19 protein-coding genes and 1 tRNA gene are annotated in these 23,212 nt (G+C 58.3%); 9 read left to right on the forward strand and 11 right to left on the reverse strand.

The genetic code is table 11. The annotated features are described in order from the left end of the window. Positions 1-30: 30 nt before the first annotated feature. The 3 genes from MWH26_RS16045 to MWH26_RS16055 all read left to right on the forward strand — a co-directional run bounded on the left by MWH26_RS16045 (position 31) and on the right by MWH26_RS16055 (position 3,332). Positions 31-522 (forward strand): SixA phosphatase family protein, encoded by a 492-nt coding sequence (locus MWH26_RS16045; protein WP_247975064.1) that lies wholly within the window; start codon positions 31-33, stop codon positions 520-522. Between the two features lie 95 nt (positions 523-617). Beyond that, positions 618-2,708 carry a polyphosphate kinase 1 gene (gene ppk1 / locus MWH26_RS16050; RefSeq protein ID WP_247975065.1) on the forward strand — a complete coding sequence of 697 codons (2,091 nt, stop codon included), beginning with the start codon at positions 618-620 and terminating at the stop codon, positions 2,706-2,708. 288 nt (positions 2,709-2,996) lie between these two features. Next, the gene (locus MWH26_RS16055) at positions 2,997-3,332 is read left to right on the forward strand and encodes an ASCH/PUA domain-containing protein (protein WP_247975066.1); all 336 of its coding nucleotides are present in this window, start codon (positions 2,997-2,999) and stop codon (positions 3,330-3,332) included. Positions 3,333-3,457: 125 nt separating this feature from the next. On the opposite strand, the gene MWH26_RS16060 is transcribed toward MWH26_RS16055, so the two are convergent. The 3 genes from MWH26_RS16060 to MWH26_RS16070 all read right to left on the reverse strand — a co-directional run bounded on the left by MWH26_RS16060 (position 3,458) and on the right by MWH26_RS16070 (position 9,812). After that, positions 3,458-3,883, reverse strand: a complete 426-nt coding sequence (locus MWH26_RS16060) for a hypothetical protein (protein WP_247975067.1) — start codon at positions 3,881-3,883, stop codon at positions 3,458-3,460. Between the two features lie 557 nt (positions 3,884-4,440). After that, positions 4,441-5,571: a DUF6268 family outer membrane beta-barrel protein gene (locus MWH26_RS16065; protein ID WP_247975068.1), complete on the reverse strand. Its 1,131-nt coding sequence runs from the start codon at positions 5,569-5,571 to the stop codon at positions 4,441-4,443. 332 nt (positions 5,572-5,903) lie between these two features. Beyond that, positions 5,904-9,812: a BamA/TamA family outer membrane protein gene (locus tag MWH26_RS16070; RefSeq protein ID WP_247975069.1), complete on the reverse strand. Its 3,909-nt coding sequence runs from the start codon at positions 9,810-9,812 to the stop codon at positions 5,904-5,906. Between the two features lie 241 nt (positions 9,813-10,053). Between MWH26_RS16070 and MWH26_RS16075 the strand changes: the two genes are divergently transcribed. Next, positions 10,054-11,295: a Pycsar system effector family protein gene (locus MWH26_RS16075; RefSeq protein WP_247975070.1), complete on the forward strand. Its 1,242-nt coding sequence runs from the start codon at positions 10,054-10,056 to the stop codon at positions 11,293-11,295. Positions 11,296-11,526: 231 nt separating this feature from the next. Here MWH26_RS16075 and MWH26_RS16080 read toward each other — a convergent pair whose 3' ends face one another. Next, positions 11,527-12,681 carry a DUF2652 domain-containing protein gene (locus MWH26_RS16080; protein ID WP_247975071.1) on the reverse strand — a complete coding sequence of 385 codons (1,155 nt, stop codon included), beginning with the start codon at positions 12,679-12,681 and terminating at the stop codon, positions 11,527-11,529. 131 nt (positions 12,682-12,812) lie between these two features. On the opposite strand from MWH26_RS16080, the gene MWH26_RS16085 reads away from it, so the two are divergent. After that, positions 12,813-12,884, forward strand: a tRNA-Arg gene (locus MWH26_RS16085). 113 nt (positions 12,885-12,997) lie between these two features. Here MWH26_RS16085 and MWH26_RS16090 read toward each other — a convergent pair. Then, positions 12,998-13,696, reverse strand: coding sequence for a response regulator (locus MWH26_RS16090; RefSeq protein ID WP_244697740.1), 699 nt, complete (start codon positions 13,694-13,696; stop codon positions 12,998-13,000). 467 nt (positions 13,697-14,163) lie between these two features. Between MWH26_RS16090 and MWH26_RS16095 the strand changes: the two genes are divergently transcribed. Continuing rightward, positions 14,164-14,520: an STAS domain-containing protein gene (locus MWH26_RS16095; protein ID WP_244697741.1), complete on the forward strand. Its 357-nt coding sequence runs from the start codon at positions 14,164-14,166 to the stop codon at positions 14,518-14,520. Between the two features lie 177 nt (positions 14,521-14,697). Continuing rightward, the gene (locus MWH26_RS16100; RefSeq protein ID WP_247975072.1) at positions 14,698-16,185 is read left to right on the forward strand and encodes a nicotinate phosphoribosyltransferase; all 1,488 of its coding nucleotides are present in this window, start codon (positions 14,698-14,700) and stop codon (positions 16,183-16,185) included. A gap of 110 nt (positions 16,186-16,295) precedes the next feature. On the opposite strand, the gene MWH26_RS16105 is transcribed toward MWH26_RS16100, so the two are convergent. Beyond that, complete coding sequence (locus MWH26_RS16105; protein WP_247975073.1) at positions 16,296-16,832, reverse strand: DUF4240 domain-containing protein; 537 nt, start codon at positions 16,830-16,832, stop codon at positions 16,296-16,298. A 198-nt stretch (positions 16,833-17,030) separates the two neighbouring features. On the opposite strand from MWH26_RS16105, the gene MWH26_RS16110 reads away from it, so the two are divergent. Together MWH26_RS16110 and MWH26_RS16115 are read left to right on the forward strand one after the other, a co-directional pair. Continuing rightward, positions 17,031-17,246, forward strand: a complete 216-nt coding sequence (locus MWH26_RS16110) for a heavy-metal-associated domain-containing protein (protein WP_244697750.1) — start codon at positions 17,031-17,033, stop codon at positions 17,244-17,246. A 106-nt stretch (positions 17,247-17,352) separates the two neighbouring features. Beyond that, positions 17,353-17,700: a hypothetical protein gene (locus MWH26_RS16115; protein ID WP_247975074.1), complete on the forward strand. Its 348-nt coding sequence runs from the start codon at positions 17,353-17,355 to the stop codon at positions 17,698-17,700. 136 nt (positions 17,701-17,836) lie between these two features. On the opposite strand, the gene MWH26_RS16120 is transcribed toward MWH26_RS16115, so the two are convergent. The 5 genes from MWH26_RS16120 to MWH26_RS16140 form a co-directional block, all read right to left on the reverse strand. Beyond that, complete coding sequence (locus MWH26_RS16120; RefSeq protein ID WP_247975075.1) at positions 17,837-18,946, reverse strand: AIR synthase-related protein; 1,110 nt, start codon at positions 18,944-18,946, stop codon at positions 17,837-17,839. Positions 18,947-19,082: 136 nt separating this feature from the next. Then, positions 19,083-20,591: an amidophosphoribosyltransferase gene (purF, locus tag MWH26_RS16125; protein ID WP_244697759.1), complete on the reverse strand. Its 1,509-nt coding sequence runs from the start codon at positions 20,589-20,591 to the stop codon at positions 19,083-19,085. A gap of 59 nt (positions 20,592-20,650) precedes the next feature. After that, on the reverse strand, positions 20,651-21,409 hold the full coding sequence (gene purN, locus MWH26_RS16130) for a phosphoribosylglycinamide formyltransferase (RefSeq protein ID WP_247975076.1): 759 nt from the start codon (positions 21,407-21,409) through the stop codon (positions 20,651-20,653). Then, the gene (gene purD, locus MWH26_RS16135) at positions 21,406-22,746 is read right to left on the reverse strand and encodes a phosphoribosylamine--glycine ligase (RefSeq protein ID WP_311136868.1); all 1,341 of its coding nucleotides are present in this window, start codon (positions 22,744-22,746) and stop codon (positions 21,406-21,408) included. The genes purN and purD overlap by 4 nt, the downstream gene beginning before the upstream one ends. Beyond that, complete coding sequence (locus MWH26_RS16140) at positions 22,739-23,203, reverse strand: DUF6985 domain-containing protein (protein WP_244697767.1); 465 nt, start codon at positions 23,201-23,203, stop codon at positions 22,739-22,741. The genes purD and MWH26_RS16140 overlap by 8 nt, the downstream gene beginning before the upstream one ends. Positions 23,204-23,212 lie beyond the last annotated feature (9 nt).

Raw genomic sequence — 23,212 nt, forward strand, 5'->3', positions numbered from 1 at the left:
AAAGAGGCCTGCCTACATTCCTGCCTGCTTATGAAGACGCTGTACCTGATGCGCCACGCCAAATCGAGCTGGAGCTTTGACGACCTGACCGACAAGGAACGCCCACTCAATGACCGGGGCCGCGACGATGCGCCGGCTATGGGCCAGGCCCTGGCCAAGCGCAACATTCAGCTGGATTTGCTGCTGACCTCGCCGTCCGTCCGGACCCTGAGCACGGCCGCCCTGGTGGCTCACGAGCTGGAGTACCCCGCCGAGAAAATTCAGGTAGTGGACAGCATCTACGAAGCTACGGTGCCGGACTTGCTGAACGTGGTGCGCCAGTGCCCCGACTCCGCCGACTCGGTGTTGCTAGTGGGACATAACCCTACCATCACGGAGTTTGCCAACATTTTGTCTCCCAGCAGTATTCCCGATATGCCCACGGCCGCCATCGTGTGCCTGAAGTTCAACTGCGCCCGCTGGACTGAAATCGACCAGACCAACGCCGAGTACTACTTCTACGATCATCCAAAAAATAACTAGGGTCTGGGGGGCTAAGCTGACGTTCAACCAGCGCTTTTCGTTGTCGTTGAACACCCACTAAGCCCCTAGACCCCAGGCCCCCAAGACCCCACACCATGTCCGAAACCACACAGGCGCAGCCCCAACTGCTGAATCGGGAACTGAGCTGGCTGGCTTTTAACCGCCGCGTGCTGCAGGAAGCGCAGAACCCTGAAGTGCCTTTGCTGGAGCGTATTAAGTTCCTAGCCATTTTCAGCAGCAACCTGGACGAGTACTTTAAGGTGCGCGTAGCCACGCTGCGGCGCTTAGTAAAACTCAAGAAGAAAACCCGGGCCAAGCTAGGCGAGGACCCCGTGGTACAGCTACGCGACCTGCTGGAAGAGGTAGGCCGCCAGCAGCAGGAATTCGGCGACACCTTCCGCAACGGCATCCTGCCGGAGCTGCGGGCCCAGCACATTCATTTGATTTCTGAGCACGACCTCACGGCCGAGCAGCGCCAGTGGGTAGACGAGTATTTCCGCCAGCACGTGCAGGATTTGCTTTCGCCCATTATCCTGGACGAGAACCTGCACCACCTGTTTCTGCGCGACCAGAGCGTGTACCTTACCTTCCTGCTTAGCCAGCCCGAGAACCGCAAAAAGCAGGAGCTAGAGCGCGTAGTTGTGATGGAGCTGCCCACCAAGCGCCACGGTGGCCGGTTTGTGCGCCTACCCGACCAGGGCGAGGAGAAGTTCGTGATGTTCCTGGATGATGTAGTGCGCTGCTGCGCCCGGGAGCTGTTCCCAAAGTACCAGAAAGTGCAGGTGCACGCCGTCAAGCTTTCTCGCGACGCTGAATTGGACATTCAGGAGGAAGTATCGGGCAACATGCTGGCCAAGATTAAAAGCAGCCTGCAGAAGCGCGAAACCGGCTACCCTGCCCGCCTGCTCTATGACCCCGCCATGCCCAAAGAGGTACTGCGGGCCGTGATGCAGAAAACCGGCATTGGGAAAGAGGAGCTAGTAGAAGGCAGCCGCTACCATAATTTCCGCGACTTTTTCGGGTTCCCGGACTTTGGCCTGGCCGAGCTGCAGTACGAGCCCATGCCGCCCCTGCCCCACCCCACGCTGCCGCGCACGGGCAAAATGCTACCTGCCATTGCCGAGCGCGACCACCTGCTGCACCCACCCTACCAGTCCTTCGACTACGTAACCCGTCTGATTACGGAGGCCGCCCAGGACCCGCAAGTGAGCAGCCTCAGCATTACCCTGTACCGGGTAGCCGGCAAGAGCGAAGTAGCCAAAGCGCTGCTCAAAGCCGCCAAAAACGGCAAGCAGGTAACGGTGGTAGTAGAGCTGAAGGCCCGCTTTGATGAGGAAAGTAACATGTTCTGGGCCGAGAAGCTGCAGAAGGCCGGTGCCAACGTCATTTATGGCATTCCGGAGCTGAAGGTGCACAGCAAGCTGCTACTCATCACGCGGGCCGAGGACGACCAGAACCGCCTCTACGCCTACCTGAGCACGGGCAACTTCAACGAGAAAACCAGCGAAATCTACGCCGACCACGGCTTGTTCACGGCCAACCCGGAAATCACGCGCGACGTGGTGGAGGTGTTCCGCTACTTCCACGACCGCCAGGACAAGACCGGGCAGTTTCACAACTTGCTGGTGGCCCCCTTCGAGCTGCGCGAAAAGCTGGTGGCTCTCATCGACCACGAAATTCAGCTAGCTCAGAAGGGCAAGGACGCCTATATCATTCTGAAGCTAAACGCTTTGCAGGATGAGCGTATGATTTTGAAGCTCTATGAGGCCAGCCAGGCCGGGGTGCGTATTGAGCTGCTAATTCGGGGGATTTCCTGCCTGATTCCGGAGCTGGCCGGCCAGAGCGAAAACATCCAGCAGCGCGGTATGGTCGACCGATTTTTGGAGCACGGCCGCATCTATGTGTTTGGCAACGGGGGCCAGGAAAAAGTGTACGTCGCCTCCTCAGACTGGATGGCTCGCAACCTCGACCGCCGCGTGGAGGTAGCCTTCCCCGTCCTGCAGGACGATTTACGGGCTGAGGTGCGCCACATGTTGGACTTGCAGCGCCAAGACAACGTAAAGGCCCGCGACTTCCATAACCGCTTTATTGGCCCCGAGGATGCTGCCTCGGCTCGCATCCGTTCCCAGTTCGACACTTACGACTACCTCAAAAGCCTCTGCAAACCCACCAAGAAGCGGAAGTAGCGTGCACTGATGTCAGCTGAGGTTATTGTTTTGTAACCTTTTGACTGCCAGCACAAAGTAGTTTAATCCGTATGAGCGCCTCCATTGTGTAATGGAGGCGCTTTTTGCTGCACCAAGGCCGGCGGTAGTATATACGTTAGCTATAGGCAGTGGCAACAGTTAGAGGAAAAGCTCCGTAGCGCTAAACGATACGCCTGTATTGCTTGTTTTCAAACCAACAGCACATACATTCAGGCAATACGGCATAATTTTCACGGCTGTAACCTTTTCACTTCTGACTTCAACCTCATGCAATATACTTCTTCCGGCGCCTTGGCTCCTGTTCGCGGCGCCACTGCCAACCATCACGAGTTGAAGGTATGGCCCGCCTGCTTTGCCGCCGTGGTAAGCGGGGCCAAGCCCTTCGATGTACGCCTCAACGACCGAGACTACCGCGTAGGCGACGCCCTACTCCTGCGCGAATACGAGCCCGAGAGCGAGCAGTACAGCGGCCGCACCACGGAGCGCTGGATCAGCTACCTACTGCAAGGCGGCTCCTTTGGCGTTGAGGAAGGCTGGTGCGTGCTAGGTCTGGCCGAGCACGCTCCCTTACCTTCCGGCGTCAGCGACACGCGGCTATGGTAAGTACTACCGCAGCTCATCCGGTATAAAAAAGCCTCTGCGCGGCAGAGGCTTTTCGCATTTTTAGGGGTAGGTAGCTGGCCTTATCTACCGCCAACTACCCGACTGCTGCACAACGCTCCACCTGCTCAGGCCCGACGCCGGCCCTGCATTTCGCGCAGCCACTCCTCCGCCGACACAACATCGTCGAAGAGTTGCAGGCGGATTTGCTCGCCAAAAGGGGAGGAACTTAGCGAGGCAGCCTGATCGAGCAGGTCGTGGGGCTGCACAACGTGGGCAATGTAGCGCAGGCCTAGGCGCACGGCCTGCGGCCCCCATACGCTGCTAAGCCACTCCACCGAGTCGAACCAGGGGCCGGAGAGGCGGCTGTTGTCGTTGAGTAGGTAGGGGCAGCGGAGTTCCTGCAGGGCGCTCAGAAAGCGGGCGGCCCCGTTGTAGGCCTCATTCGGATCAATATAGCCCAGCCAAATGGCGCGCAGCCAATTATTAGCTTCGTCAAAATCCAGCTCGCAGCTACTGCCGTCGCGCAGGTCAGTATGTTTAGAAATTTGCATGTGAGGAAAGAGGGATAATAGAAAGATATGAATGCACTTAACGCAGCCAGCTACCCTCTAGGTTACTACGGCTCAGGTCTGCGTACAATGCCGTAAAGCACAAGTTGCTCAGCTGTTGAGAATGTATCCAAATCAGCCTCAGCCAGCAGGCCCACTTGAGCACCACCGCCACCTCACGGGAGCGAGCAAAGAATCGGATTCACCGCAAAGCTGGCACTGCGCAGCCTACGCTGCTACATTGGTTAGGATGGTACCTCAACATCCACTACATTTAGCTGGTAACCAGTTTATAATATGGTCGTTACGATCCAAAATACTTTCCAAAAAACCCATCTCGGAAAGCACGTCTTCGTAACTCGATTCTGGGTAGCAAAGGAAGTCTTTATCGATACAGATTGTACTGTACCCAAAAAGAATCTGAGTTAGCCCGTTACATGGGCAACTCAGATTCCTTACTGTAGGTAGCATACCAGAAGAATAGTACTATTTCTAACGACTAGGAGCAGCCGCGCAAAACAGCAAAGAAACTTAGCGGATAGATGGCAGCCTTTGCCTCCTTACGGCTTAGGAGCCTTATCTACGGTTTTCTTCAGGAACTTGCGCGGGGGCACAATAAACAGTTCGAGGGAGGCGTAAGGAGCGCCGGCTAACTTGCTGTCAATGATTTTGACACGGTTGTCGTTCGTGCGGTCAAAGGCATCGAAAGCATAGTTGTAGCGGTAGCCGCCCTCCAGCCCAAACCACAGGAAGTCATAGATTTCCCGCTCCCAGCGGCCCCGGAACTTAACCTCCGTTTCACGCAGCTCCAGGGTGCGCAGGTCGATGGCTCCTTCGCGGCGTAGGGGCTCGCGCAGCTTTACTATGTAGTTGAGGCCATCCACGGAGTAGCCAGCAAAGAACAGGGAACGGGGCGAGGCGTTGTAACGGGCCGTTATACGGGCCGGGAACAGGGCCTCCACGCCCCAGCGGTTGTTAAAGGTACGGTTGTAGAGCACGGCCGGGTAAATACTCTGCCGCCCGAAGGTATAACCTAGCTGCAGGCCTACCCCCCAGGAGAACATCGGACTGCGCTTCCAGCCGTACAGGAACTCCGACGATACACGCAGGTAGTCGCGCACACTCAGCTCCGAGGAAGTGTAGTCGCCGCTCAACTCGCCCTTCACCCGGAAGATGTACCAGTTGACCTCATTCACGGGCCGAATCACGGCCAACTGGGTTCCTAGGTTTTTGAGGCCCTTGTTTTCAATGTTGTCGTAGAGCTCGTAGCCGGTAGGTTTCTGCCGAAACTTGAACTCCTCCCGCTCATAGTTCACCCCCAGAATTAGCTTCAGGTGGGGGCGGTTGAGCATGGGGATGTAGCCTTTGATAACAAGGCGGGCATTTTTGGTGGCTTCCGAGCTGTAATCCTGCAAGCCCACTACCTTGCCATCCGACGTGACGTTGAAGCGCGGCACCCGCTCGTAGTGGAAAATCAGGCCTTTGCTGGGGCCCATGCCCACCACAGAAGGGGTAGCAAATTCCTGCGTGTTCACCGCCGCCACCGTGTCGCCGACGGGAGGAGCCGGGGGTGGGAAAACGGGAGGCGTAGTGGGGGTAATCTGAGCGTGGGCAACTCCGGCGCACAACAATGCCGCCGAGGCCGCCAGCGGCCCCAGTAACCGAAACGTCGGGGCAGAAAATGAAATCATACGGGTGGCTTGCAGAGAAACAAACGACAAAAAGGCGTTAGGCTAGCCTTAACGTCTTTTCGCAAAAAAAGATGAGGCGGCGGAACGGTGAAATAGTGAGATAATGAAATGGGGCGTTTCACAGGCTTTCATGCCGAGGAAGCACAACGCCATCATCGTCCTTCTCTTACGCTCAAAGTCTAGTAAGCTAGCAAGCCCTTACCATCCGTGCTGGAGGTAAGGGCTTGCTAGGTTTTAGGGAGGTAGTATGGTGATTAGAGCGGATGGTACCGTCGTGCTTCCTCGGCATGAAAGCGCGTGAAATGCCCCATTTCACTATCTCATCATTTCGCTTAGAAGAGGAAATCGAAGCCGACGAAGACAAGATTTTCCTCGCCTACGGAGTAGGTAGCGTTGATAACGGCTTGCTTGAGTACATCAACCCAGATGCCCCCGCCTACGCCGGTGTGGAAAGCACTCAGGCCGGTATCGGTGTCGCGGGAGCTGTACACGCGGGCGGCATCGGCCAGGCCCAGGATGCCAAACTTACCGGGCACCAAGTACGCGTTGAACGTGAACAACTGCACGCGCACCTCGGCGTTGCCGTACACCGACGAACGGCCGGCGTAGCGAGTACGGCGGTAGCCGCGCAAGTTGGTGGTACCGCCCAGGGTGTTGGCCTGGTAGAAGCGGTAGTCGCCGAGGTTGCGGCTGGCCCCAATGCGACCGGCCCAGGTTAGCTGGAAGGGGAAATTAGGCGAGAGGTAGGCCCGGAATTCGGTAGCCAGGCGGCCGTAGGTCAGCTTTTCGCCATTCAGCTGGTGATTATACTCTGCCGAGTTGTACCAGCGCAGACCAATGCGCGGATTTTTGGGTGAAGAAGCGGCGTCCAGGTTCAAGTATGCCCTACCCCCAAGGTAACGGTTCAAGCCAAAATCAGAAGCGCGAATACCGGCGGCAGCGGTGCCCTCCTGCCCGTTACCGGCGGCATCGAGACCAGCTGCAATTTCCTGCCCAATCTGGCTGCGGTCTACCCGGAACTGGTCGTACTGGGGACCGAAACCGAACTTGAGGAAGCTAAACAGGTCCTTTTCTAGCATGGGCGCCACGTACAGCCTCGAGAAGCGGATGCGGTACGTGTCGTTGATGTCGCGGGCGCGGGTATCCCGGTCGTCGGCCAGAATATTGCGGGTGTCGTTGCCGAGGCCAAAGAAGTTGTAGAGCAACTGAGGACCGTAGAGCTGGGCTGTTAGGCGCAAATCTGTTTTGCCCAGCACATCCACGAAGTGACCGAGGTAGCGCACATTGTAAGCACTCTGCGAGGGCGAATAGTTGGCGGCCAGGCTCTGCTCCGTAGCGTAAGGCGACTTGCGGAAACCATAGGTACGGTACACCAGGCCACCCCCGAAAAACAGCCGGTCGTCAATGTTGTACCCGAAGTACAGGGTCGGGCCGAAGTAGTTCAGGGTGTAGTCCTTGCGGTCGGTGCGGGTGTGCACATCGTAGCGGCTCACATCAATGCCGGGCTCCAGGCGCAGGCGGGCGTCCTTGCCGGCTACAATCACGTTGCCGGTGTCGGCATCGTACACGTGCAGCTTATGACCCAGGCCTGCCACGTTGGAGCGGTCTACGATGGAGTCCCGGTCGGTGCCCCCGATGATGCGCACTAGCGGGCCGCCTTTCACGTCGCCTTTCACCTCGTACTGGTCCTCGCCCTGGAAGCCGTAGAGACGCAGCTCCTTGGTTACCTTGTTGTCGAAGGTGCGGTCGAAAAGGCTTTTGCTTAGCTCACCTTCCTTGTTGATTTTCTGCACCGTCACGCGCGTCTTATCATTCGGTAGGCGCTCCACCACAAACCGCTCGCGCTTCTTGGAGCCTTTCACCTCCGTCACCTTGCTGAGCACCTCGTAGTAGTCGGCCGCTACTTGGGGTAGCAGGTCGCGGCGGCTCTTGAGTTTGGCAATGATTTCGGGGGCGTGCAGCTCGTAGATCTGCTTGGGCCACCGTTCCCGGAATGCTTTTTCGATAACGTCGTCGGTGAGTTCGGCCTTCATGTCCTCAGCCTGCTTCACCCACTCTTCTTTCGTTACCGAAGCCAGATACACCCGGTCGTTGCTCAAAGCCGTTAGGTTCAGGCCTTTCCAGTCGCCGTAGTCGGACCCAAAGTTCTGGAAGTTGCGAATGGCCCACTTGCGCGAGGCCAGGTAGGGAAAAATACCGTCGCCCTTGAAGAAGGCCACGTCCCGGTCTTCGGGCACGGCCGTGAACTTCCGGTCCCCGTCTTTGTCCTTTTTCTCAGCCCAGCGCCACTGGTCTTCGTGCCGGTCCCAGTCGCCAATCCACATGTCGAAGAGGCGGGAGCGGGCAAAGGCTTTTTCGTTGACGCGGTTATCGTTATCATCGGTGATACGCTCAAACACCTTGTCGGTGCCCACCAGGTTTTTGGCGTTGCCCAGGCTTTCCACGTTGCTCTGGTCGTCCTTGGCATCTTCCTCAATGGCGCCCGGCGTGTTGCCGAACCGCTCCAAATACTGGCCCAGCAGGGGGTCCTGAGGGATGTAGCGCAGCTCGGGGTTGGTGTACAGAATGCCGGCGGCCTTAGCCAGGGGCGGAATGGCAATGGAGGCATAGGGATGCTGGGCCGAAATCTGGTCCTGCAGAATGTCGGCGGCGGCACCTTCGCGCAGGGCTTCTGGCAGCACCGCCGAGGGGTCCTTGTTCAGGCTGCGAATCGTGAAATTGCGCCCTTGCTCGTTGCGTACTTTCAGGGAAGCCGTTTGCTTGCCGCCCCCGATTTTGTAGGGCGTCAAGCCGCCCTTTTCGGTAGCTAGGTCCAGCACCGGAAACTGCACCGGCGTAGCCCACTCCTGGCGGTAATGCTTGCCGAAGAACAGCTTATGCACTCCGCTACGATTCACGTAGTTGGGGTTGACGGCTACCGTTACGGTGCTATCAGCAAAGTTGGGCCGCGGGGCGCCGGTAGGCCGCGCCACCGAGTCGGTGGAGGCCATGGCCTGCTGGGCGTACATGGGCGTGCGGAACACAAGGCGGCCGGTCTCACCCGTACCATTTGGTACGTAGAATTCCGTCCAGACCTCCCCGTTGTCGTAGTAGTTAACCCGGGCAAACCCCTTCTCTTTGTCGGAGAACAGGGCGTCGCCGCCGCTACCGGGCTTCACGTGCTGGGTTTTGCAGCCCGAGCCGCTGACGATGTGGTTGAGGTTGCCTTCCTTCTGGAACTGCAGGTTGTGCTCGTGACCGGCAGCGTACACCACGTTGGGGTACTTCTGGAAAATCTCCATCAGCCCCTTCTTATACGCTTGGTACAAGGGGTGCGGAATATCCTGACTTACCCCGCCGTACTTGCGGGCAAACGGGTAAATGGAGCCGATAATGGGCAAAGGCACGAAGGCGTACTTGAACACGATGGACAAGGGGAAGAAATGGTCCCCCAGGGTGAAGTAGCCACCGTGAATACCGTCGGAAAATAGCGGGTGATGAGCTACCACCACAATGTTCTTGCCCGCGTTGCGCTGAATGATGTCTTCCAGCTGGGTAAAGAAATCCGTTTCATTGGCTACTCCGCAGCCGCTGTTGGCTCCGTAGGGCCGCTCACCGGAGGTCTGCAGGAACCACTGGGAGTTGATGGCAATCAGCACCACATCGTCTTGCAAGCGCACCTCCACCGGCCCGGGACAGGCGTCGCGGGGGAGGAAGAAGTCGCCGGTGTAGGGGAAGGCTGCCGAGTCGCTCTGCAGGTAGCTTTCCACGAAAAACTGTTCCCGGTTTACTTGGTCTACAGCCCCGCGCAAGCCCTGCTTCCAGTCGTGGTTGCCCGGAATCATGTATTTCTCGCCCTGGTAGTCGCGCAGAATTTTCATCTGGTCGATGATGCGGCGCTCTGATTCCGGACGGTCGGAGGCCTTGGCTTCCGGCATGCCGTACTCGTAGATATTATCCCCGAGGTAGACCGTGGTGCTTTTGGCGCCGGCAGCCAGAATCTGCTTGCGCATGTAGTTCAAAGACGGCTCGCCGCCCTCGGCCTCCGGAATCGGCTTGCCCACGTCGCCAATCAGGAACACGGTGTAGCGAATGCGGGAGCTGTCGGGTGGCGTTTTAGCTTCCCAGTTCAGCCCCCCCCGGCGGTAATTGGGCCGCTCGGGGTGGGGCGTCTGCGTGGGTTGCTGCTGGGCCATTGCCACCGGGGCAGCGGCACCGGCCAGGGCCAGCAGCAGGCAACAGGACAGAAAATTTCTGCTCATACTAGAAGAGAGGTAGCGAGAAAGCAAAGGGCCGGGTGAGGGCACCAAGGAAAGAGAACGGATGTTCAGGAAATACGGTAAACTTACCAGTAACGACTAAGGTAGTTGTTACGCATAGGTACGGTGCGCTGCCGTACGCAATTCCCTTCGTTACGGTTGGGGCGCGTGGCCCGAAAACCCCGCGCCGCGAATCGCGTTGTAAGCCGAACAGCTCCTCGCTGTTGTTTGTTGTCTGCCCCTGATGGAAACCATTCTAGTTCAGAAACCGGCTAAGGCCGAAATTGTAAAAAATGCCAAGGCCTACGTGCTGGCGTTGCTGGAGAAAAAGCTCCCGGCCCAGCTCGTGTATCATTCCCCCAAGCACACGGCCACTGTGGTAAAGGAGGCGCGGGCCCTGGGCGAAGCAGCGGGGCTCAGCGAGACCGATCAGGAGGCGCTGCTGCTGGCGGCTTGGTTTCATGATGTGGGCTACACGGAAGTGTACGACGGCCACGAGTTCCGGAGCGCGGAAATGGCCGGCGAGTGGCTGCGCCAGCAGGGCTACCCTGAGGAGCGCATTGCCGTGGTACAGAACCTGATTCGGGCCACCCACCGCGACGCCAAGCGCGAAACCGAGCTGGAACAGCTGCTGGTGGATGCCGATATGAGCAACATGGGCCGCGAGAGTTTCTTTGCCGAGGGCGAGCTACTGCGGGCCGAGTGGGAAGCCACCGGCGGCAAAACCTACTCTAACACGGAGTGGGCCGACAACCAGTTGGCTTTCCTGCTGGCCGGCAAGTACTACACGAAAGCTGCTAAAGAGCGGTACGAGGAGCAGTTCAAGGAAAATATCAAGGAGCAGCGCAAGCAGCTCAAGAAAACCGAAAAGAAGAACAAGAAGAAAAAGGAGGAAGAAGGCGGCACGTTTGCTGAGCCCAAGCGCGGCATCGAAACCATGTTCCGGACCATGTACAGCAACCACATGAAGCTTTCGGACATGGCTGATAAGAAGGCGAACATGATGATTTCGCTGAACGCGGTACTCATGTCGCTGATTATTACGTACTTCGGCGCCAAGCTAGGTAGCAAAACTGCTGCCCTCAGCAACGTGGGCCTAATCCGGAACCCCATTATTGCGGTGCCGATGGGCATTCTGCTGGCCACGGCGCTGGCCTCGGTTATTACCGCCATTCTCTGCGCCCAACCCGACGTAACGAGCTTCAAGTGGCTTAAGCGCAGCCCCCAGATTGCTACTAACCGCCGGGTAAACCTGCTGTTCTTTGGTAACTTCAGCAAACTCAGCCTCGACGACTTTCAGCACGGCATGACGGAAATCATGGGCCAGAAGGAGGCGCTCTATACCAACATGGTGACGGACATTTACTACCTCGGCGACGTGCTAACCAAAAAGTACCGCCTGCTGCGCCTGAGCTACACCATCTTCATGGTAGGTCTGATCCTGACGGCACTATCATTCGGTATCGCCCTGCTCTACAAAGTCTAAACGCTGAGGTGGTGCATGAGTGATTGAGTGAAGTGTTATAGCGAGCAGTGCGACGCTAGCTTCCTCCTCCCTGTGAATAGCCTAGAAACGAGACAAGCCCTTACTGCCAGCGCGGCGGTAAGGGCTTGTTACATCTAGAAGGGTAGCACGCTGGCCAGGACGGATGGCGTCGATACCCTCGCCATGACAATTCCCTACTTCACTCAATCACTCATTCGCCACCTGACTGCTTCACCGCTTCTCTACTAATTCTGCTAGGTTATGCAGGGAGCGGCCCAGGAAACGGTGTAGGCGGCGGAGCTGTCCGAAGCGGACGAGGCGGCTGGGGCTGGCAATGTGGCCGTAGCGTAGCTCTATCGTTACTAAACAGGCGTCGAGCGTTACGGCCTCAATGCCGTAGAATAGCAGGGAGTTGGGAAAGAGGCGGAAGTGGGAAATCTTCTCCACGTACTCCAGGCGGCCATCTTCATCCTCGAACTGCTGCACGGCCTGAAAGTCAATTTGCCCCCCGAATACATCCACTTTATAGCTGGTGCCGAGGCGGCCAGCCTTGGTGACATCGTAGTGCACGGCAGTGGCGCCCTCCATCCAGCGCGGCCGCAACCGGAAATTGGTAATGAGCCGCACGGCGTAGGGAGCAGGCACGCGCAAGGCCCGGCGCACTTTCAGGGCGCAGCCCCGGCCCAACGGCACGTCATCGTCTATTTCCGGGCTGTTGAGCAGCAGCCGCAGGGGCGAGAGACTGGCGTAGTGGTAGGGCGTTTCGCCGAGGTACTCGTAGTAGGTAGCGCCGGGCAGCAGCCGCGTCCAGGAAAACGCCTGCCTCAGCGCGGCCAGGTCCTGGGTAGCTAGGTAGCCCTCCGAGAGCAGAATGTATTCGGAGCCCGTAATGTTATTCTTGAGCAAGCGGTGCACCACAATTACGTCGCGGCCCATGAGCTTGGTATACTCCCGAATCCGAGCTACGCTCACGCGGCCGTAGTGCACTACAATTTTCAACGTGAGGGCTAGCTCGTGCAGGGCCGCTGCCAGCTCCGAGCCTGTGTCGCGGGCTACAATACGCAGGTAGTTCTGAAAATCGAGGTAGATGCGGCGGCACTGCCGTACCAGCTCAGCTACCGGCGGCGGCGGCCCCAGCCGATAAAACAGTACCGCATCGCCCTGAATTTCGTTTACCTGTAGGTTTAGGGTGTTGGCTTCGATGAGGATTTCCAACAGATCGGCCACCAGAAACGGAGCCTGTACACTTCCTGACTCCTCAATAAAGCGCGTAAAGCCGCTGATATCCGGAATCAGCAGCAAGGCGGGCTGCTGCTTGTCGGCTCCGGAGCGCGGCAACTCGCCGGCGGCCCGGCGGTCAGCGCGCAAGTCGTCCAATAAACCCATGAAGCCAGGAGGGGAAGTAAGGGTGAGGGGAGGCGAAGATACGCAACGGGCCCGCGCAGGGACGCGGCGCCCGCCAAGTAGTTTTGCGAGGCCGCCGCTTTCCGCGTAGCTTTGTAAGAAGGGGTGCCCCTGGCTGCGTAGTTCAACGGATAGAATAGGCGTTTCCTAAACGCTTGATATGGGTTCGATTCCCGTCGCGGCTACGTTGGAGTGGTGAACTAGTGAGGTGTGAAATAGTAAGTTTGACGTTCTACCTGCGCAAGTGGCGCCAGCGGAACGTCAAACTCACCAGTTCACCACCTTACTAGTTCACCACTCACTCTATCAGGCCGTGCATCATGGCGTAGCGGATAAGGGCAGCCGTGTTTTTGGCCTGGGTTTTTTCGATGATGTTCTGGCGGTGCGTTTCGATGGTGCGCTTGCTGGCAAAGAGCTGATCCGCTATTTCCGCGTTGGTCAGCCCTTCGGCAATCAGCTTGAGCACCTCCATTTCCCGCACCGATAGTTCTACGGGGCCGTTGCGGTGCAGCGCCATGGTAAAGGAGGGGTGCGGCTCGGCGGCCTCGCTTACCGGGGTAGCTCGTTCGGGTGCCGCCCGCTGCATCGTGCGGTTGAGCAGGCTGAGGCCGATTTCGGAGCATAAAAACGGCCGGCCCGCCGCTACCGTACGGATGCCGTGGGTGATTTCAGCGCTTTCCGCATTTTTTAGCGCGTAACCCCGCGCCCCGGCCTGCAACATCCGATGCACGTAACTCTCGTGGTCGAGCATAGACAGCACGAGCACCTGCGTTTCCGGAAAGTGAGTACGGAGGGAGTCCATGGTAACGAAGCCATCCATGACGGGCATGTTGACGTCCATCAGCACTACATCGGCTGGGGTAGTTGTCAGCAGATTTAATAGTGCCTGGCCATTGCTGGCTTCGCCTACCACCTGAATATCAGGCTCACGCGAGAGAATGGCCCGGATACCGTCCCGCAGAATGGTATGGTCATCAGCAAGCAATACACGAATCATAGAGGGGTCGATTCAAACTCAGCAGTAGAAAGGCCACGTGGCCACAGCTCGCCAATAGTACGGAATAACTACTGTGAAGGCTGCATGGGAGCTGCCACATTCGGGCGGAAAGCGGGCCTCTTCTCATCACTGACCGGGTTCTTTCACCTTCTGGCCTCCCCCACCCTTTCGGGCTGATCCTACCACCTTGCGTTGGCCCTATTGCCTTGGAGGCTAGCTAGTATTGCTGCCGAGGCAGCAACGGGCTCGGCCCGCACGTGCCTGGTCCGGGCTTCCCGCCGCACGGGTACTCCGCGCCGCCGTATTCAGTAGAATCACTTATCTATAAATCAGTGTTTTACACCTACTTTATCGAATATAGTACCCGTATATTGTAGTACGTTTCCTTACCTAGAGCCCAGGGCTTAGAAGTTGTGCGGAAGACGCTGTGACGTGTTTGGTTTCACCTGTGCTACCCCTTTCTTACTATGGAAGTCTACCGTGAAATTCTTCCTGAGAGCTACCTGCTCATCCTCACCGATGATAGCCAGCCCACGGCGCGGGCCCAACTCTCGTACGCCCTGCGCCGGGCCATTCGGAGCGGTAAGCCCAGCATCTGGATTGATTGTAGCCACCTGCGTAACCTTTCCTTTTCTACGCTGCGGCTGCTGGTGCGCTACTACCAGCGCCTGCGCGAGCGGCAGATTCCGTTGGTGCTGTGCCACCTCGGCGACTCAGCCCACCAGTTGCTGGCCCGCCTGCCTACCTCCAGCTGCCCGCCCGTAGTTCCCTCCTTGCTCGATGCTGAGCGGTACTGCCGGAGCCAGCATGTACTCGTGCACTAGTTCTTGGGCCTTCACGCGGACACGGTGGCTGGTAACTTCCCGATAGTCAGAAGCTTTCGAATGAACCGCTAATGGTAGCCGGGCAGTACTGTAGGAACAGGATACAGGTAGAAGCGGCTGGGCCATCGATGGAATGAAATATTCTGCGTAAGCTGCGGCATCTCAACCGTTGCCCGCATGAATTCTGCTCCGCTTTCCGGCCTCTACGCTCCCTCCCTAAGCCTGCTCACCGACCTTTACCAGGTTACCATGGCCTACGGCTACTGGCAGCAGGGCATGCAGGACCGCGAGGCTGTATTTCACTTGTACTTTCGCCGGCCGCCCTTTGCGGGTGGCTACGCCGTGGGCGCGGGCCTAGCCTACGTGGTCGATTTTCTGCAGAACCTGCAGTTTTCCGAAGACGATCTGCACTACCTCGGCAGCCTGAAAAGCGCCAAGGGCGGGGTCATGTTTCCGCCAGAATTTCTGGCCTATCTCCGCGAGCTAAAGTTCAGCTGCGACGTGGATGCTGTTGCGGAAGGCACCGTAGTATTTGCCAATGAGCCCCTGATTCGGGTGCAGGGTCCGCTATTACAGGCTCAACTGGTGGAAACGGCCCTCCTGACACTCGTCAACTTCCAAACGCTGATTGCCACCAAGGCTTCGCGCATTCGAGAGGCGGCCGGCTCCGACACGGTGCTGGAGTTTGGGTTGCGCCGGGCCCAGGGCTTTGATGGCGGCCTGAGTGCCAGCCGCGCCGCCTACCTCGGCGGAGTCGATGCAACTTCTAACGTGCTGGCCGGACAGCGCTTCGGCATTCCGGTAAAGGGTACCCATGCCCACAGTTGGGTAATGGCGTTTGAGCAGGAGCAAGAAGCTTTTGCCGCCTACGCCCAGGCCTTCCCCGATGATTCCGTTTTTCTGGTGGACACCTACGACACGCTGGAAGGCGTGCGCCACGCCATCAGCGTAGCCCGGGAGCTGCGCGCCAAGGGCCACGAACTGGGCGGCATCCGCCTCGACTCCGGGGACTTAGCCTACCTCAGCCGCGAGGCTCGGGCTTTGCTCAATGAAGCAGGGTTCGAGAATGTGCGCATTGTGGCCAGCAATGACCTGGAAGAAAATCTTATCACCAGCCTCAAGCAGCAAGGGGCCAAAATTGATACCTGGGGCATTGGCACGCAGCTAGTAACGGCCTACGACCAGCCGGCCCTAGGAGGAGTGTATAAAATGGCTGCCCTGCGCAAGCCAGATGATTCGGGCTGGGACTTTACCATCAAGCTTTCTGAGCAACTAGCGAAAACCAGCATTCCGGGCATTTTGCAGGTGCGCCGCTACGAAAGCGAAAAAGGCCAGCCCCGCGCCGATATGCTCTACAATGTAGCCGAGCCCCTGCCCGACCAGCTCACCATCGTCGATCCGCTCGACGCTACCCGCCGCCGCCCCGTGCGCCCCGATGCTACCTACCGGGAGCTGCTGGAGCCTATTTTCCGCCGCGGCCAGCTGGTGCACCAATTGCCCACGTTGCAAGAAAGCCGCGCCCGCGCCCACCGGGAGGTGCTAGCCCTTGACCCCAGCATCCGCCGCTTCCTGAACCCGCACACCTACCCCGTCGGCCTGGAGGAAACCCTGAACACCTTCCGCACCAACTTGATTCTGGAGAAACGGCCCCAACGGCCCGCGTAGTGGCTTGTGGCTTACTCACGTGAGCGAACAGCTCTTCTGAGCTCAGAACAGAAGCTTATAGTCCCGACTTGAAGGAGCCATTCTCTGCCCTCGCAGCAACCAACTACTTATTACAAAGCGCCGAACTTCTTCCAGAGGCGGGGTAGCATTTTGGGTAGCTGGTTTTCCGTCCAGTCTTCGCCGGTGGTTACGGAGTCGGCGTAATCCAGGCCGCGGGTGAGGGCTACGGCCCGGGGAAAGGTGTCGTCTTCCTCCTGCTTGCCGGTGCGACGGGCGTAGGCCAGGCCGGCTACGTAGAGCAGGGCCTCAAACTCCTGATATGGGTCGTGAAGTAGAGGGGCCAGGGAATCGGGGTTGCGTAGGGCTTCTGTGAATACGGTTTCGCCCTGGCCAACCAGCCAGCACCGGAAGTACAGATACGGATCCTCGGAAACGTAGCCGTCGATGATTTTCTGGGCGGCCATGATGAGGAAGGTATCGGCCTCCAACACGTATTGGCGCAGCAGGCATTCAAACTCTACTATCTGTTCGGGCGAGTAGCTTTCCAAGCGGCTTATCAGGGCCTGCTGGTGGCGCTCCTGGTCACCCAGCGCAGCTTCCCTGGTCGAATCAATGATTTGCCAAAACTCGTTCTTATCCATTGCCATGTGCTGTTACCCTCGTTGACTACGCCCGGTTTTCGAACCGGCCCGAGACATCAAAACTATATACGGCCGCCGCGAAAGTCTATACCTGCTGCCCCCGCTGCCGCCACTACTTTTGGAAGTGCTTTGTTATACTAGCACTTCCGGCCTCGCCGCTAGCTATTTGCGTAGCTGTTTCATTGTTCTAACCATCCCTGCCATATGACTACTCTTCGGTTCAAAACCAGCATTAATTGTGCTAACTGCCTGCGCGCCGTCACGCCCTTCCTCGATGCGGAAGCCAGCGTAGAAAAGTGGAGTGTTGATACCAATAACCCCGATAAAATCCTGACGGTGGAAGGTGCAAACCCCATTCCGGAACTGGTTATGAAGTCGGTGTCGCAGGCCGGATTCGATATTGAGCCGCTCGCCGCGTAGCTTTTTGCCGGGCTGCTAAAGGCCGACTTTTTACGAATGGTCGGGCTTCAGCAGCTTTGGGCCAGCCCCTTCCTAACTTGGCCGGCTCCTTACCTACCTTGCGCCCATGCCTATGCGTTTTACCTTTCTGCTGATGCTGGCCTCTTGGGTGGGGTTCAGCAGCTGCCAACCGGCTCAGCCCGTAACAGCTACCCCTGCTCAGGCCAGCGAAACGGCCACTACCTCAGCAGCTGGAGCTTCTACTGAAGCCGCCGCCCGCGCCGCCGTGACCCGTCTTGTGCAGCAGCAGCCCAACGCGGCCCTGTACCAGTTAGATTCGGCCCGCGCACTGGAGGTAGAAAACCACTGGCAAGTTCTGGTTCCCCGCACCGACTGGGCGGGCCGGATGCCGAACAAAGCGGCCTTCGAGGTAGATAAGCAAACCGGGGTCGTTAGCGTCTTGGCCGTAAAATAGCTAGCACCCGCAGCTTCCTCATTGCAGAGGCTCACTGCCTGCCAACTGCTGATGGGATTTTCATCCAGTTCTAAAGCAGAAAGCCGCTCTATGATTTCTCATGGAGCGGCTTTCTGCTTTTCGAGTTGTGACCAACTTATGCTTCGTAGCGCAACTCGCCAGCACCCACGTTTAGCCGAATACCGGGCTCCGGCGTAATGCGGCCGGCAACCTGCGCGTCGTAGCCCTGGCTGCGGAGGCTAGCGGCTACGGCCTCGGCCTGGGCTTCGTCGGTGACCAGGAGCATGCCGTTGCCCATGTTCCAGTAGAGGTAGGCGTCGGCAGGGGTGATGCCGGCTAGCTCCGTGAGCTTCTGCATGGCGGGCAGGGGCTCGAAGAGGTTGGTCAGCTCAGCACCGACGCCGTTTTTAAGCACCCGCCTGAAGTTATCAGCAATGCCGCCGCCCGTGATGTGGGCCGCGGCGTAGAGCGGCAGGCCCGCATCCAGCACCCGCGCCACGCCGGGCGAGTAGATCAGGGAAGGCGCAAGCAGCACCTCGCCCCAGGTGTGGCCGGCGCTGCCGTGGGGGGTAGCGTCCGGGCCATCGTACGGGGCCGAATGCCAGTTTTCGCCGAACAGATTTTGGAGGGTGCGGCGGGCCAAGGAGAAGCCGTTGGAGCGGAAGCTCGGCGAACGAAGCGCTACTACCGCTTGGCCAGCTTGCACGCCCGCGCCGCTCAAGGGGCGCTCCAGGCTGGGGTGCAGACTACCGATGGCCGTGGAGCACCAGTTGAAGTTCATGCGGGCACCCGCCCAGCCCCCGATGCGGTTGCCCAATTCAGCAATTTCACCGCCTGTAATGGCAACTTCGGCAAAGTTGCAGGCGTCGTGCAGGCCGCGCATCAGCTCGTCAATCACCTCGTAATCGAGGGTATTCACGTCGATGATGTTGCTGAGGTTGGTGGGCACGAAGCCGCCCACGATAAGGTCATCGGCCGTCATGGCTACTAGGTCGTAGCCGAGCGTATCGAATTTCCCTACCCGCTCCGCTACCTCAATCTTCGTCCCGATACCGTCGGAGCTGATGCCCAAGCGGGCGTTGCCAAAGCGAATTTCGTTGGCAAAGCCGCCGTCCAGGTCCTGGGCTGCCTCCCCAGGCTTGCCGGCCCGGTTCGGAAAGGTTTTTTTAGACCAGGCGTAGGCGTTGCGGGAGCATTCGTTGCCGAGGTCGATGTCGTAACCGGCGGGTTTCTGGGAGGAGGACATAGGTAGAAAGAAGCTAGAAGCTAGAAGTTAGGAGCTAGGAGGAAAGTGAAGAAGCTAGAGGCGCAACAGGTGCAGGTTCAGCAAGCCACTAGAACGAATTCTAGCTCCTAGCTTCTGACTACTAGCTTCCAACTTACTAATGCTCGGTGGGCTCGGGGGCTTTGGCACTCACGGAGGGTGTAGAATCGGTGCCTTGCTTTTTGTCGGAGCGGTGGCTTTGACGCTCCTCCTGAATGTGGCGCAGGTACTTGGTTACGTCGCCGGTGGGGTAGTGGCCGGTGAAGCAGGCAAAGCAGTTGCCGCCGTGGCCCTTCTCTTCCGAAAACAGCTCCTGCAAGTCCTCAATCGACTGATAGATAACCTTATCGGCCTCAATATAGCGGCAGATTTCCTCCTCCGTGTAGTTGGCGGCAATCAGCTCGGTGCTCATAGCCATATCAATGCCATAGATGCAGGGCGAGACGATGGGCGGGGCACTGCTGATGAAGTACACCTCCGTGGCCCCCGCCTCGCGCAAAATGCGCACAATACGCCGCGAGGTAGTGCCGCGCACAATGCTGTCATCGACCACGGCAATCTTCTTGCCTTCTACGAACTCCCGGATGGGGTTGAGCTTTTTCTTGACGATGTCCTCGCGGCCGGCTTGGCTGCTCACAATAAAGGAGCGGCCCATGTGGTTGTTTTTCACCAAGGCCCGGCGGTAAGGCACCCCAATGGCCTCGGCCAGGCCGGACGCTGAGAAGTAGCCCGACGAAGGCACATCAATCACCATGTCCGGCTGAATACCTGATTCGATGACCTTACGGGCCAGCATCTTACCCAGCCGCACCCGCTCCCGGGCCACTAGGCGGCCGTGAATGGTGGAATCTTCCCGCGCGAAGTAGATGTGTTCGAACACGCAGAACGCCTTGGGCTGGGCATAGGGGTTTTTATAGTGAACCTTAAAATCCTTGTCGATAAACACTGCCTGGCCGGGTCCTACGTTCTTGATAAACTCAAACCCGAGGTAGTCAAAACAGGTGCTTTCGGAGGCAAAGGCATAGATTGGGCCTTTCTCCGTCTGGCGGCAACCCAGCACCAGGGGCCGGATGGCCAGGGGGTCGTTGAAGGCCAGCAGGCCGTGCCCAGCAATGACAGTAATGGTAGCGTAGGCGCCCTTCACTAGCTCCTGGGTGGTTTCTACGGCGTCGAAGATGTCGATAACCGAGAGGTTGTCGAGGTTTTTCAGCCGCAGCTCCGAAGCGAAAGTGTACATGATCAGCTCCAGGTCGTTGCTGGTTTTGGGCAACACGTGGTACTTCTCGTGTAGGCGCTTGGCGGCCTGCCGGAAGTTGATGACGTTACCGTTGTGCACCATGGCCAGCCCGAAGGGGTAGCTGGTGGTAAATGGCTGGGCTAGCTCGGCATCGTTGGAACCCTGGGTGGTGTAGCGGGCGTGGCCGATGCCGATGTTGCCCTTCAGCTTCTTGAGTTGCTTAGGACGGAACACGTCGGCAATCAGGCCGTTGCCTTTGCAGAGGTGGAAGTTGTCGTCGAAGGTGGCTATGCCGGCCGCATCCTGGCCGCGGTGCTGAAGCGCCGTCAACCCAAATACGATGTCGTGGGCGACGTCATCGGGGCCGTAAAAACCTACAATTCCGCACATGTCGGTAGTGTGTTATCAGTTGCCAGGTGGTAGCTGGATTCCGGGGTGGGTGGTGATGTTCAACGAATAGCCTCACCCCCGGCATCTTCGGCAGAAGAACCGGACGAGAATGGCACCAGAGGCTCGGGGGTAGGAGGTGAAACGGCAGCCGTTTCGGAGGTAGGAATGGATAGCTCGCCTTGCATGAGGCGGGCTAGGGTATTGGCGTACAGCCGGTGCTCCACGGCTAGGCCGCGGCGCTCCACTTCGCCCAAGGTGTCAGCCCCGCGCAAATCCACGGGGTGCTGGGCTAGAATAGGGCCGGTGTCCAGCCCCTCATCAACCAGATGCACCGTGATTTTGGTTTCCGGCAGCTGATTTTCAAAGGCCCACTCGTAGGCGTGCAAGCCCTGGTGCTGGTGCGTATCGGCGGGATGAATGTTAAGAATGCGCCCGGCAAACGCCCGAATGAACGTAGGCGACAGAATGCGCATGTAACCAGCCAGCACCACGTAATCGGGCTGATAGTGGTTCAGGATTTCTACTACCTCGGCGTCGTACTCCGCACGCTTGCGGCCCTGGCTGCTGAGGCTGGCGGTAGGGCACCCCAGCCCGGCGGCCGTTTCCAGGCCAGGGGCATCGGGCTTGTTGCTGAACACCACGGCTACCTCAGCCAAGCCCTGCAACACGCCGTTTTGCACGGCCTGCACCAAGGCCACCATGTTGGAGCCCCGACCGGAGAGAAGAATGGCGAGGCGTTTGGCCTCCCTTTCCGCCCCCTCCTCCCGCAAAGAGGAGCTGGGGAGTGAAGCATCCGGATGTCCTGTATTTTTCTTCACCGCACTGCGCTAAAAATACCGATTGGTTCGGGCCGCTGGCCGATATCGGTACGGATGTAAACATCCTGAAATTTAACTCTTTCTACTTCCCGATACACGTGATTCACAGCATCTTCCAGCTCCTCGCCGTGCCCCACCAGCACCATCACCCGGCCGCCGCTGGTCACAAGCTCACCCTCCACAGTACGCTTGGTAGCACCATGGAATGCGAGGACGCTGGGGTGCAGTTCCTCGAGGCCGGTAATGGGAAAACCCGTCGGGAACTGAGCTGCCGGGTAGCCGCCCGAGGCCAGCACTACGCCCACGTAGTAGCCGCGGCGTTGGCGCACCACCGTTTGCTGGAGCTTGCCATCCAAGGTAGCTTCAATGAGTTCCAGCAGGCTGCTTTCCAGGGCCGGCAGCAGTACTTCGGCTTCCGGGTCGCCGAGGCGCACGTTGTATTCCAGCAGCTTCGGACCCTGGGGCGTGAGCATGATGCCGAAGTATAGGAAGCCTTTGAAGTCAAACTGCTCGTTTTGCAACCCGCGCAACGTGGGGTCCACGATGCTGGTGCGGATGGCGGCCAGGATGTTGTCGTCGCAGAACGGGACGGGGCAATAGGCGCCCATGCCGCCGGTGTTGGGGCCCTGGTCGCCGGCCAGCAGCTGCTTGTGGTCCTGAGACGGGGCCAGCAGGCGGATGCGGTTGCCATCCGTCACGCCAATGATGCTGATTTCGGGGCCGGTCAGTTTTTCTTCCAGCAAGAAGCTAAACCAGCCGGTGTGCTGCTGCTGCAAGTCGTCGAGGGCCGCGTGGGCTTCTTCCACTGAAGAGCACACGTACACGCCTTTACCGGCCGCCAGCCCGTCGTATTTCACCACTACCTGCCCATCCAGCTCGGTAGCTTTGGCGCGGGCTTCGGCTAGCTTGTCGCTGCGGTACTGCCACGATAGGGCCGTGGCTACCCCATGCCGCCGCATAAAGTCCTTGCTCCACACCTTGGAGCTTTCCAGCGTGGCCCCGGCCCGGCTGGGACCAAACACCCGAATGTCAGTACCGGCGAAGTAATCCGCTACCCCGGCGGCCAGCGGCGCCTCGGGCCCTACCACAATCAGCTTTACCCCGTGGGTTTGGCAGAAGCGCTGAATGGCGGGAAAGTCGGTGGCGCTGAGGTCGGGGTGGCTGTTAGGAATACCGCCGTTGCCGGGCAGCACGTGCACGGTAGCCCCGTCGCGGGTCAGCTTCCACGCCATAGCATGTTCGCGGGCCCCACTACCGAGGAGTACTATGGTTTTATTGCTGGTGCTCAAAGTTGTGTAATTGGTTAGGTAGTAGATGTATTGCTTGACCTTAATCAAGAGAAAAGGCTTCTGATCCGTCTCCTACTTCCTCAATTTGCCAGTTACGAAACCGTATTCCCATTCCGTGCTCTTCCTCGAATTCACACCTAAACTCAAGGCCAAAATGACCTGCTTCAAGTTCGAAGGGAAGATGAATTGCCATTAGTTGGTAGAATTGGCGTAGAGCGGCAGCATCGTCTGCTACTGGAAGGCTATACGACTCACCATATTCACTTAATGCCTTGACAAGTAGCTGGTAGTATTTGAACGCAGCATTAGCAATTGTGCCTTCTAGACTCGGTAGCTTCTGCAGCAATTCGTTTACAACCACTTCAGCAGCTTTTGCCTCCTCTAAAGTAGTATCTACCCCAAAGCACAACCGGACTGGTTCTGTTGCTTGCAGAAGATTTAGGGAGACTTCAGCCACTAAATCGTCAAACTCATCCGTTCGTACTGTATCCTTCCAGTTACTCATACAAGAATC

This window comes from Hymenobacter sublimis (assembly GCF_023101345.1).
GTDB lineage: Bacteria > Bacteroidota > Bacteroidia > Cytophagales > Hymenobacteraceae > Hymenobacter > Hymenobacter sublimis.

Excerpts from the sequence above, each read along its gene's own strand:
- MWH26_RS16045 (WP_247975064.1), top strand. The coding sequence starts at position 31 with ATGAAGACGCTGTACCTGATGCGCCACGCCAAATCGAGCTGGAGCTTT.
- ppk1 (WP_247975065.1), top strand. The coding sequence starts at position 618 with ATGTCCGAAACCACACAGGCGCAGCCCCAACTGCTGAATCGGGAACTG.
- MWH26_RS16055 (WP_247975066.1), top strand. The coding sequence starts at position 2,997 with ATGCAATATACTTCTTCCGGCGCCTTGGCTCCTGTTCGCGGCGCCACT.
- MWH26_RS16060 (WP_247975067.1), bottom strand. The coding sequence starts at position 3,883 with ATGCAAATTTCTAAACATACTGACCTGCGCGACGGCAGTAGCTGCGAG.
- MWH26_RS16065 (WP_247975068.1), bottom strand. The coding sequence starts at position 5,571 with ATGATTTCATTTTCTGCCCCGACGTTTCGGTTACTGGGGCCGCTGGCG.
- MWH26_RS16070 (WP_247975069.1), bottom strand. The coding sequence starts at position 9,812 with ATGAGCAGAAATTTTCTGTCCTGTTGCCTGCTGCTGGCCCTGGCCGGT.
- MWH26_RS16075 (WP_247975070.1), top strand. The coding sequence starts at position 10,054 with ATGGAAACCATTCTAGTTCAGAAACCGGCTAAGGCCGAAATTGTAAAA.
- MWH26_RS16080 (WP_247975071.1), bottom strand. The coding sequence starts at position 12,681 with ATGGGTTTATTGGACGACTTGCGCGCTGACCGCCGGGCCGCCGGCGAG.
- MWH26_RS16090 (WP_244697740.1), bottom strand. The coding sequence starts at position 13,696 with ATGATTCGTGTATTGCTTGCTGATGACCATACCATTCTGCGGGACGGT.
- MWH26_RS16095 (WP_244697741.1), top strand. The coding sequence starts at position 14,164 with ATGGAAGTCTACCGTGAAATTCTTCCTGAGAGCTACCTGCTCATCCTC.
- MWH26_RS16100 (WP_247975072.1), top strand. The coding sequence starts at position 14,698 with ATGAATTCTGCTCCGCTTTCCGGCCTCTACGCTCCCTCCCTAAGCCTG.
- MWH26_RS16105 (WP_247975073.1), bottom strand. The coding sequence starts at position 16,832 with ATGGCAATGGATAAGAACGAGTTTTGGCAAATCATTGATTCGACCAGG.
- MWH26_RS16110 (WP_244697750.1), top strand. The coding sequence starts at position 17,031 with ATGACTACTCTTCGGTTCAAAACCAGCATTAATTGTGCTAACTGCCTG.
- MWH26_RS16115 (WP_247975074.1), top strand. The coding sequence starts at position 17,353 with ATGCCTATGCGTTTTACCTTTCTGCTGATGCTGGCCTCTTGGGTGGGG.
- MWH26_RS16120 (WP_247975075.1), bottom strand. The coding sequence starts at position 18,946 with ATGTCCTCCTCCCAGAAACCCGCCGGTTACGACATCGACCTCGGCAAC.
- purF (WP_244697759.1), bottom strand. The coding sequence starts at position 20,591 with ATGTGCGGAATTGTAGGTTTTTACGGCCCCGATGACGTCGCCCACGAC.
- MWH26_RS16140 (WP_244697767.1), bottom strand. The coding sequence starts at position 23,203 with ATGAGTAACTGGAAGGATACAGTACGAACGGATGAGTTTGACGATTTA.